Origin of the sequence: Tanticharoenia sakaeratensis NBRC 103193 (assembly GCF_000963885.1) — a bacterium.
GTDB lineage: Bacteria > Pseudomonadota > Alphaproteobacteria > Acetobacterales > Acetobacteraceae > Tanticharoenia > Tanticharoenia sakaeratensis.
Window position 1 is genome coordinate 65,087 of sequence record NZ_BALE01000058.1, and the last position, 10,043, is coordinate 75,129.

A 10,043-nucleotide genomic window follows, 5' to 3' on the forward strand; every position below is an offset into this window, starting at 1 on the left:
CGCCTGTCAGGCCCGTATGTTCGAGCTTAGGCTCCCTTGTGGTCCAGTTCTTGTCTGAACGCGATGCTGATTTGTATGCTCGGGTCGTGCCGGGTCGACCGGCGCCGGAACCGTTGCGCATGCGCTTCATTCCCAGCCCCCAAGGACCGAGACTCCGTGCAACCCTGGACATTCGACGTCGCCGATCATCCCGACCGCCCGCCCGGTCTCGTCTGGCGCGAGACGCTGGCACGACTGTCACTGCCGGAGGCGACGCCGGTCGCAGGGCCTGGGCGGTTTGCGGGACGCGCCATGCAGGTCATTTCCCCGCTGGGGATAGAGATCACGCGGCTTGATGGTTCTCCGCAGCGGATTGCAGGGCGTTATACGGCCCAGACCGACGGGGTATGGCTCGCCCTGCTGCTGAGCGAACAACCCGGCACGTCCACGACACCCGCAACGCTCGCTGCGGGGGGCACGACCTGGAACATGGGAGTCGGCGCCATTGCCTGCGGGCCGCTTGCCGTCGATGCGATGCTGACGCTGCCGCGCGCCTTCTCCCTTCTCTATGTCCGCCTGCCCAAACTGGCCCTCCACCCGCGCCTGCTGGGTCCGACGTCATTGCGGGTCGGCGTGCTGGCGCCGACACTCGGGGTGCGTCGGGTGTTCGCGGGTTTTCTGCAGGGGCTGGGTCAGGCGATCGATGCATTGGATACGCGCCAGCTCCGCACGGTCGAGCTGGCCCTGTCGGAGCTGCTGATCGGCAGCGTGCTGAGTGACCCATCCTATGGTGGCGGTGCGCAGCCGGTGAACCGCCGCGTCGCGGCCATGCACAGCATCTGTCAGCTCATCGAGTCGGAGCTGACCGACCCCGATCTGACGATGACGGCCATTGCCCGCAAGCACGGTATCTCGCCACGCGGATTGCAGAAGCTGTTCGCCATGACCGGACAGAACTTCAGCCAGTATCTGCGATTGCGGCGGCTGTCGCGGTGTCGGGACGATCTGGCGAGTCCGCTTTCGGCACATCTGTCGATTTCGGAGATCTGCTTTCGCTGGGGGTTCAACGACGCGGCGCATTTCAGCCGCAGCTTCCGCCAGAGCTACGGCATGACACCCCGCGCCTGGCGCCAGGAGCGCCTGGGCAAGGACGAAACCTGAGTTCGGTTTATACGACGGATTTTCGTGCAATAGAATAAACGTATTGGATCGTGGATCGGGTTTGCCATTCCACGTGAACTGTGGATTTTATCGGGCCCTGTGTCTCAGAAGGCTCGCTCATGTCCGAATCCGCCGTCCGGCCGTCCACAGCGCTGACCCTGCCCACCGCTCGCATCGGTGGCATGACGGTGTGCGTCGTCCTGCTGCTGGCGCTTGCATGGAATGCGGCGGCACAGCCGCATGGAACCTTGCGCCTTGCCGAGTCCGTGCCGATCGGCGCGTCCTTGGGGGCCGTGTTGCTGCTGACGGAATTCGGCTTTGCAGGCGCATTTCGACGCGTGGTGACGCACGGCGATGTCTCGGCATTTCGCGCCCACACCGTCATGCTGGGGGTCGCCAGTGCCCTGATGATTCCGATGCTGTCCCTCGGCCATGTTTTCGGTCACGCGCTGCACGGAGAGGCGACGCCGATCGGTGTCGCCTTCATCCTGGGCGCCCTCCTGTTCGGTGCCGGCATGCAGTGGGGCGGGGGCTGCGCGTCCGGCACGCTGTTTGCACTCGGCGGCGGCAATGCCCGACTGCTGGGCACGCTGCTGGGCTTTGTCGTGGGATCGGGCATCGGCGCCTGGAGCATGGGCTGGTTCTGGACGCTTCCAGCCCTGCCGGGTGTGACGGTCCAGGCGCTCTTCGGCACATGGGGCGGCCTTGCCATCCAGCTTGCGGTTCTCCTCGCGGCGTTCGTGGCGATGCGCGGCAGCGCGATTCCGCGTCGGCTGCTGATCGGAGGGATCGCGCTGGCGGTCCTGAATGCGGCAACGCTCGTCGTGATCGGCAAGCCCTGGGGCGAGACATCGGCGTTCGCGTTGTGGGGTAGCAAATGGGCCGGCGCACTGGGATTTTCGCCTGAAAGCTGGGCTTACTGGCTGCGGCCGGGGTTCACCGGCAAACTCGCGGCCCCCGTCACGCTCGATGTAACCTCGCTCATGGATGCATCGATCGTGCTGGGCGCTGTTCTGGCAGCACTGGCATCTCGCCGGTTCGACTGGCGGAGCCGCTTTTCGCCGCGGGCGTGGGCCATGGCCTTGCTGGGTGGGATCGCGATGGGCTTCGGCGCGCGGCTCGCCAACGGATGCAATATCGGCGCGTATTTCAGCGCCATTTCAGTCGGCAACGTATCGGGTTGGGTCTGGATGGCTGCCGCACTGGCCGGAAGCTGGATCGGCGTCCGGCTGCGGGGCAACTGATCAGCCGCGCTGCCCGACATTACAGGCGTTGGACGGTCTGCTTCTGTCCACGCCAAACTGGATAACCGCTCATATGACATGAGCGGTCCGGTTCGGCACGCCGCCTTATTCGCGCGTGAAATGCTCCGGCACCACGGGAGAGGGCCCAGCCTTGCCCCACAGCACGATCTCGTTGCCCCATGGGTCAACGAACGCGTGGTTATAGCCGTTGAACGTGGACCAGTAATGATTGCGCCACAGCTCGCGCGCACCGCGCTCGGTTGCGGCGCCCAGAATCCGCTCGGGCGTGTCATCATCGTCAATCAGGATCCAGACACGCGGGCGGCGCCCGTCCGATGCGACCTCACGCGGCGCGACGCCCGCAGGCTCGGGATGCGGGCGCGCATTGCCGGCCTTGAAAATCCCGATGTGCAAATTTCCGATTTCGCTGTCGGTTCCATCGGGATTGCGGAACTGGCCACCAGGCACCATGCGATGGTACTCCCCCTCGGGCCGCGGATCGTTTCGCCAGCCGAACACCTCCTCGTAAAAGCGGGCGCAGGCAGACGGATCATCGGCTGCGAGATCGACGAAAATCAGCGTGTTGGGCATGGGCTCTCAGTCGGATTGCGGACAGGAAAATGCGTGTTCAATAAGGACGGTCGCCACGCACCCAGAGCCGGTGCATCGTGCGAATGTATTTCGTGTCGTCGAACAATGTTCCAGTATGCAGGGTGCAGCGATTATCCCACATCAGGACGTCGCCGACCTGCCATTTGTGCCGGTAGACGAAGCGATCCTGCGTAATGAAGTCGACGAGTTCGTCGAGCATCGCCAGATCGGTCGGCTCATCCTGGCCGATGATTTCGGTAACGGTGCCGGTTGACGGCCACAGCGCCTTGCGTCCATCGGCGGGATGAGTGCGGATCAGTGGATGAATCACGTCCGGATTGTCACGGATCTGGTCCGGCGTCAGTTCGCGCCGCTGGTGCTCGCGCGTTTCCATGAAATGGCGATAGGAATGATGCAGCCGCAGTTTTTCTAGGGCGGCGCGGCGTTCGGGCGGCAGAGCCTCATAAGCCGCGACCCCGTCCGCGATCAGGGTGTCCGAACCCTCTTCGGGGACCTCGACGGCGTACAGCATCGTGCTCATCACCGGAGATTCCTTGTAGGAATAGTCCGTATGCCAGCCAACGCCGTCGTTATGGGCGCCGATCGCCCTGCCGTTCTCGATTCTGTTTGACAGTACATAGATTTCCGGAAAGCCCGGAAGCGTGAAATCCTGGATTGTATGTCCTTCGGGCGTGCCGAAGTGCCGGATGAAGGCCATGAGCTGATCGGGCGAGAGCGACTGGCCGCGCAGGAGCAGCGCGCCGTGATGCTGAAAAGCCTTCACGACTTCAGCCATCGTCGCATCGTCCGTGCTCCGCAGGTCGCAGCCGATCACCTCCGCCCCGAACCCGGATCCCGGTTTCAGAGGACGAATTTCGAGAGATTGCGTCACTGTCATGGCATCGCTCATGGTCGGCGTCCCTCCGGTTCGCATTTTCTGATCCATCGTCCGTATTCTTCCTGTTCAGTTATGCAAGCCTTTCCGGTATTGGCTTGCCTGAATGCGCCGCAGAGTAGGCCGCAACAGCACGATGCCGACATGGCCTCTGGCAGGATATTCCGGCCGTGGCACATTTGATGGCGATGATTTTTTGAAAGGGCAGTGCAATGCGCATGCCGGTGGTCTTCTTCGGGCATGGCAGCCCCATGATCGCGCTGCAGGACAATGCCGTGACGCAGCGGTGGCGCGCGATCGCCCAGCGGGTCGAACAGGATTACGGCCGCCCGCGCGCGATCCTGTGCGTCTCGGCGCACTGGCTGACACGCGGCACCGCCGTGACCGCAATGAACCATCCCAGAACCATCCATGATTTCGGCGCCTTTCCGCAGGCACTGTTCGACGTGCAGTATCCGGCGCCCGGCGATCCGGACCTGGCGGCGCGGGTTGCCTCCCTGCTGGAGCCGACCCCGGTCACCTCCGATACCGGTGCATGGGGCCTCGATCACGGCACATGGTCGGTCCTGTGCAAGGCCTGGCCCGACGCCGACATCCCGGTCGTCCAGCTGAGCCTCGATGGCAGCCTGTCGCCCAGAGACCATCATGCGCTGGCACAGCGGCTACGCCCTCTCCGTGACGAGGGCGTGCTGATCATCGGCACCGGCAACATCGTGCACAATCTGCGCATGATGAACTGGAACAACGCACGCTGTACGCCCTACCCGTGGGCGCAGGCCTTCGAGGATGCGATCTGCGCAGGGATCGAGACCGGCGACGATGCAGCCCTGATAAATTTCGCGGCAATGGGCGAGCCCGCGCGCCTGTCCGTGCCGTCACCGGATCATTACTGGCCCCTGCTGTACACGGCCGGCGCCGCCGATGCCGATGACACGCCTGAACGGGCCCCCCATTTCATCGAACACGCATCCCTGAGCATGACCAGCATCGCATGGTGGCCCGGTCGTCCGACTTGACACCCCCTTCCCCGCCCCTCTCTAGTTCTTTTCGCGATTGTGTTCAGGAGAAAGGCGCGGGATCGACATGCAGGCGGATCGTCTGACACTCATACGACGCCATCTCTACATGCATGGTCCAACGGGGGTTCATGATCTCGCCCGCGCGGTCGAGACGTCGCTTGCCACGATCCGGCGCGATCTCCAGCGGCTCGAGGAACAGGGGCTCGTCCTGCGCACGCATGGCGGCGCGGAGATCGCGGGGTCCCTGGGCGCCGAAGTCGGCTTCGAGTCCCGCGAACATCATAATCTCGGGGCCAAGCGCGCCATCGCCGATCAGGCGTTCGAACGCATCCGCCCGCATAGCGCGATCTTTCTGGATTCAGGGACGACCGTGCTGCAGGTCGCCCGCAGGCTCCGGCTGGATCCGGTCCCGCTGACCGTCTTCACCAACAGCTTGGCGATCGTGGATGCCCTGGTCGGATGCGATCCCATCGAACTCGTTCTGCTGGCCGGACGCGTGCGTCAGGCGAACCGAAGCGTGGTCGGCGCATTGGCCGAACAGGTGATCGAAGGCCTGTGGTTCGACCAGCTCTATCTGGGGGCCAGCGCCGTGCAGTCCGACAATGCGATTGCAACGCTGGACAGCGACGAGGCGCGGCTCAACGCCTCGATGCTGCGCCGTTCGACCGAGAAATATCTGCTGGCTGACAGCGCGAAATTCGGCCGCCACGCGACATACCGGGTGGCGGCGATCGATCACGTCACCACGGTCTATACCGATGATGCGCTCGACGAAGCCTGGGTGACCCACCTCGAACAGCTAGGCGTTGCGACCAGACGCGCCCGCACATGAGGCAAGATCGTCGGCCAACTGGTCGACCCGGGCAAGATCCGCGTCCCAGGCGAACATGAAGCGGGCGGCACCCCCGATGAATTCGTAGAACACCCATCCGCGATCACGCAGGGCGGATGCGACCGCAGGCGGCATGACGACGAACACCGCGTTCGCCTGCACCGGAAACAGAAGCGAGACGCCGTCGATCGCCTCGATCCGCGCCCCGAGCCGGCGCGCGGCTGCATTGGCATGACGCGCATAGCCGATCCACCGCCCCTCGGTCAGGACACCCACCCAGGGCGCGCTCAGGAACCGCATCTTGGACGCCAGTTGCCCGGCCTGCTTGCAGCGATAGTCGAACCCGTCCGCCAAGGCCCGGTCGAAGAAGACCACCGCCTCCCCGATCGCCATGCCGCCCTTGGTGCCGCCGCAGCACAGCACGTCGACACCGGCGCGCCACGTCATGTCCGCAGGCGTGCAGCCCAGCGCTGCCACGGCCTGTGCGAAGCGGGCACCATCCATATGCAACCTCAGCGACAGTCGACGGCATGTCGCCGCGATCTCCCGGATTTCCTCCAGCGTGTAAAGCAGCCCGGTTTCCGTGGGCTGCGTGATGGTCACGACGGCGGGTTTGGGGAAATGAATGTCGTCGCGTGAAGTGGCGATGGCCGTGATGGCGTCCGGCGTCAGCTTTCCGCCCTGTGTGGGCACGGTCAGCAGCTTGGCGCCATTGGAAAAGAATTCCGGCGCGCCGCATTCGTCGGTCTCGATATGGGCGAGGTCGGCTGCGATGATGCTCTGGTAGGAGCGACACAGGGACGCGAGCGCCAGCGAATTCGCCGCCGTTCCGTTGAATACGAAGAAGATCTCCGCATCTGCCTCGAAAGCCGCGCGCATGGCATCCGATGCGGCCTGCGTCCAGTCGTCACGTCCGTATGCGACGGCCGAACCTGCGTTGGCCGCGAGCATCGCATCCAGTGCTGCCGGACAGATCCCCGCATAATTGTCGCTGGCGAACTGCTGAGGCGCCTTCGTGGTCATGATACGGTCACGACCTTTGTCAGATGGCGTGGTGCCAGCGTGTCGAGCCCCTTGGCCCGCGCCACGACCTCGCCCAGCATCTGCAGCAGCGGCAGGCAGACGAGCGGGCCCGCACCGCGATCCCCGCCGACCGGCAGGGAAACGGTGCCCGGACCGCCGAGCCCTAGGACTTTCGCACCCTTCGCCATCAGCTCCGCTGCCAGCACGGCTTCCTCCTCACGTGTTTCGGGATGGTAGAGAAACACCACGAGCGAGCGTTCGTCGATAAGGCTGATCGGGCCATGGCGATATTCGAGCGGATGATGGGCCTCGCTCTGGCTCAGGCTCATCTCCTGCATCTTCAGCGCTGCCTCCCGCGCGACACCGTAATAAGCGCCGCCGCCGAGGAACACGAAATGCGAGCGTCCCTCGATCAGGCCCGGCAGCGCGCCTTCGCCCTCGCGCAGCAGCCTCTCGGCGCGGAGCGTCGTCTCATGCCCGATCGGGAGTCCGGCATAACGAAGGCCGACCAGCAGCATCAGGCTTGCCGATGCGGTCATGACGATGCCTTCTTCCGCATGCGTCTCGGCATAGATCAGACGATCCGATTCGGCGCACAACGCGCTGCCGTCCGCACAGGTGATGCCAAGCACGGGGATGCCCGCCTGACGCGACGCCCGGGCTGCAGCCACCGTTTCCGTCGATTCGCCGCTGCGCGACAGGGCGATGACTTCGACCGGCACGCCGCTTGGCACGTAGTCCTGCGGCCTGCGCGTCCACTCGTTGCCGGGTACCGCGCGTGCCGGAGCGCCGCCCGCATTGAGCGCGCAGGCAATCGAGTCGGCGATGTGCACGGATGTGCCGCAGCCGACGACGATCTGCATCCTGTCGGGTGTCGGGCGCTCGATCACACGGGCGACGCGGTCCCAAAGCGGAAACTGCTCGCGGATACCGCGTTCGGTGGCGTTCATGGGCACTCCTCTGGTGATGATGCGGACGGTCGGCACATCACGTGATGCCGCTTTCCGCCAATGATGTTGCAAGCCGGGCGACCCAGGCGTCGTCCGCAACCCAGCCAGCGGCGCGCGCCGCAATCAGCGCACTGCCGCCGATCGGTGGAAGCGCGGGTGGACGAGGCGGTCCGAAGCGTGCGGCAAGACGGGCCAGGACATGCCGGCTGCGGAACACGCTGCCGCCGTGGCTCCAGCGGATGGCCTCATGCTTCCCATGAAGGGCGACGAGATGGGCGCCGAGCGCTGCAGCCGCCTCATCAAGAAGCAGGCAGGCAACAGGCACGCTCTGCACCGCCAGCTGATCGATGCCCGCGGCAAGAGCTGCGACCTGAGCGCGGGGAGACGTGAGGGCGGCATACCAGGCCAGAAGCTCTGCCGAGGGATCGGCAGCATCTTCCGTAATGCCCAGCAGGGACAGCAGCGCGGATCGCTCGTCATCCGGCAACGGTCGCCGCCCGTCGAGCGCCTGCGACAGCCAGGACAGGGCTTTCTGTCCGATCCAGTATGCACTTCCTTCATCGCCGAACAGCGCGCCGAAGCCGCCGACCCGGTGCGTGTGCCCGTCCGGCGTATTGCGCCATGCCATGGACCCCGTGCCGGCCAGAAGCAGCGTGCCAGGCGCACCGGCAAATGCGCCGGCACAGGCGAATTCCACATCGTTGCCGAAAACGATCAGGGGGCATGGAACGGCTGTGTGGACCACGTCACGCAGGGCCGCCGACATCACGCGGTCCTCGCCATAACCTGCCAGTCCAAAGCCACAGGCGACGATGCCATCCGGCAGATCTCCCAAACATCGAATGAGGCCCGGACGCCATTCCGGCCCGTCGAACGGATTGACGCCCGCCTCTCGCCTTAACCCGCGCACCTGTCCGTCGCGCGCGACGACGGCCACAAGCGTTTTGGTGCCGCCGCCATCGAGCGCCAGGACGCAGCCGTCCCGCTCTTGGGCAGACCATGGACCTTGAGACGTCATCGTTCCTCCGAGGGGCGCCAGTGATGGCGCGAACCCTGCGTCCGTTCGTGCGCCGCTTCAATGGCCCCGTCGCGTCATTTGAGATCGTTCATACGATCTTTTGTGATCGTTTTGAAGAGACAAAAGAAGGGCGCGCGATCCCGGACAGATTGTTGCAGGCGCGAGAGCCTTCCGCTCTAGTCTGAGGTCAAAATTTTTTCTCCATATATGTCAGAGGCCTGCCTTGTTTCGGTCACAGACAATCAATTTCGTGCTTGCAAAATGGTCGTTTCAATCAACAATTGCGGAACCGAAACCGAAAGGCCGCTCCATGATCGACCGCCGCGTCTGCCCGCCCGGGCTTTCCGCACTCCGTCTCTCCCGTCGCGCAGGCGCCGCGAGCCTCGGTCTGCTTGCGGCGACGGCATTGATCCCGGCTGCGCTGGCACAGGATCAATCCACACCGACAGCGGCCCATGCGAAGACGAGCGGAGCTGCAAAACGAAAGAAGGCAGCCGTAACTCCGCAGTCGCCTGACATGGAGCGTATCGAAGTGCGGGCCGGCATCAGGTCGGCCGACGGGGTTACCAACACGACGCCGGGCGGCGGACTTCTCCCGCCTGAAACGGCAGCGAAATCCCAGCAATCGGTCACGCGCGACTTCATCGCCAAACAGGCGCCGACCAGCAACGCGCTCTCGCTGATCCAGTATATTCCGGGAGTGACGCTCTCGAATGGCGATGCATTCGGGCAGTCCGACCAGGGCGGTTTCTACATGCGCGGCCTCAGCCAGACGTCGGTGGGCTACACGTTCGAGGGACTGCCGGCGGCCGATCCCGGCTCCTATGCGCCGTTCACCTCATCCGCAGTCGATACGGAGAACGTCAGCAAGATCACCGTGCAGCAGGGCGTGTCCGACATCACGTCCCCCGTCTACAACTCGGTCGCGGGCGCCGTTCAGGAATTCATGTCGGATCCGCTGGACCATTTCGGCGGCCATTTCGACGGGTCCTACGGCAACCACCAGCTGGCGCGCGAATTCCTGCGACTGGACAGCGGCCTGATCGGCCATAGCGGCATCAAGGCCTTCGCGTCCTATTCCTACGGCACGAACGCACAGTGGCTCGGCCCGGGACGGGACCGGCGCTCCCATGTTGATTCTGAGATCATGAAGGAATGGGGCGACGGCAATTCGGCCAAGGTGTTCCTGACCTACACGCAGCAGAGCTTCCCGTTCCTGATGAGCGTGCCGAAAGCCACGTTCGACAAATATGGACGCTCCGCCGCCTACTACGACCCGACCTACACGCTAGAGCGGCTCCACTGAACGCTGATTCTGTGGCGTGACAGGA

At 64.4% G+C, this 10,043-nt stretch carries 10 protein-coding genes; 5 read left to right on the forward strand and 5 right to left on the reverse strand.

The genetic code is table 11. The annotated features are described in order from the left end of the window. The first annotated feature begins 156 nt into the window (after nt 1–156). Both B8446_RS15540 and B8446_RS15545 read left to right on the forward strand, forming a co-directional pair. Nucleotides 157–1,140, forward strand: a complete 984-nt coding sequence (locus B8446_RS15540; RefSeq protein ID WP_048851211.1) for a helix-turn-helix domain-containing protein — start codon at nt 157–159, stop codon at nt 1,138–1,140. A gap of 119 nt (nt 1,141–1,259) precedes the next feature. Further along, complete coding sequence (locus B8446_RS15545) at nt 1,260–2,384, forward strand: YeeE/YedE family protein (protein WP_048851213.1); 1,125 nt, start codon at nt 1,260–1,262, stop codon at nt 2,382–2,384. A gap of 105 nt (nt 2,385–2,489) precedes the next feature. Here the strand turns inward: B8446_RS15545 and B8446_RS15550 are convergent, their stop codons facing one another. Both B8446_RS15550 and B8446_RS15555 read right to left on the reverse strand, forming a co-directional pair. Beyond that, complete coding sequence (locus tag B8446_RS15550) at nt 2,490–2,975, reverse strand: VOC family protein (RefSeq protein ID WP_048851215.1); 486 nt, start codon at nt 2,973–2,975, stop codon at nt 2,490–2,492. 37 nt (nt 2,976–3,012) lie between these two features. Then, nucleotides 3,013–3,885 carry a TauD/TfdA dioxygenase family protein gene (locus tag B8446_RS15555; protein ID WP_241767832.1) on the reverse strand — a complete coding sequence of 291 codons (873 nt, stop codon included), beginning with the start codon at nt 3,883–3,885 and terminating at the stop codon, nt 3,013–3,015. Between the two features lie 197 nt (nt 3,886–4,082). Here B8446_RS15555 and ygiD point away from each other — a divergent pair, with 197 nt between their 5' ends. Further along, nucleotides 4,083–4,886, forward strand: coding sequence for a 4,5-DOPA-extradiol-dioxygenase (ygiD, locus tag B8446_RS15560; RefSeq protein WP_048851217.1), 804 nt, complete (start codon nt 4,083–4,085; stop codon nt 4,884–4,886). A gap of 67 nt (nt 4,887–4,953) precedes the next feature. Next, nucleotides 4,954–5,721, forward strand: a complete 768-nt coding sequence (locus B8446_RS15565; RefSeq protein ID WP_048851218.1) for a DeoR/GlpR family DNA-binding transcription regulator — start codon at nt 4,954–4,956, stop codon at nt 5,719–5,721. Here B8446_RS15565 and B8446_RS15570 read toward each other — a convergent pair. The 3 genes from B8446_RS15570 to B8446_RS15580 are packed head-to-tail and all read right to left on the reverse strand — an operon-like array spanning nt 5,689 to nt 8,712. Further along, a complete protein-coding gene (locus B8446_RS15570) occupies nt 5,689–6,744 on the reverse strand; it encodes a threonine aldolase family protein (RefSeq protein ID WP_048851220.1) in 1,056 nt (351 codons plus the stop codon). The genes B8446_RS15565 and B8446_RS15570 overlap by 33 nt on opposite strands. Beyond that, entirely contained in the window at nt 6,741–7,694 is a 954-nt protein-coding gene (locus B8446_RS15575; RefSeq protein ID WP_048851252.1) for an SIS domain-containing protein, read from the reverse strand. Before B8446_RS15575 ends, B8446_RS15570 begins: the two co-directional genes overlap by 4 nt. A gap of 37 nt (nt 7,695–7,731) precedes the next feature. Beyond that, nucleotides 7,732–8,712 carry an N-acetylglucosamine kinase gene (locus tag B8446_RS15580; protein WP_048851222.1) on the reverse strand — a complete coding sequence of 327 codons (981 nt, stop codon included), beginning with the start codon at nt 8,710–8,712 and terminating at the stop codon, nt 7,732–7,734. Nucleotides 8,713–9,022: 310 nt separating this feature from the next. On the opposite strand from B8446_RS15580, the gene B8446_RS15585 reads away from it, so the two are divergent. After that, on the forward strand, nt 9,023–10,018 hold the full coding sequence (locus B8446_RS15585) for a TonB-dependent receptor plug domain-containing protein (RefSeq protein ID WP_048851224.1): 996 nt from the start codon (nt 9,023–9,025) through the stop codon (nt 10,016–10,018). The last annotated feature ends 25 nt before the right edge of the window (nt 10,019–10,043 follow it).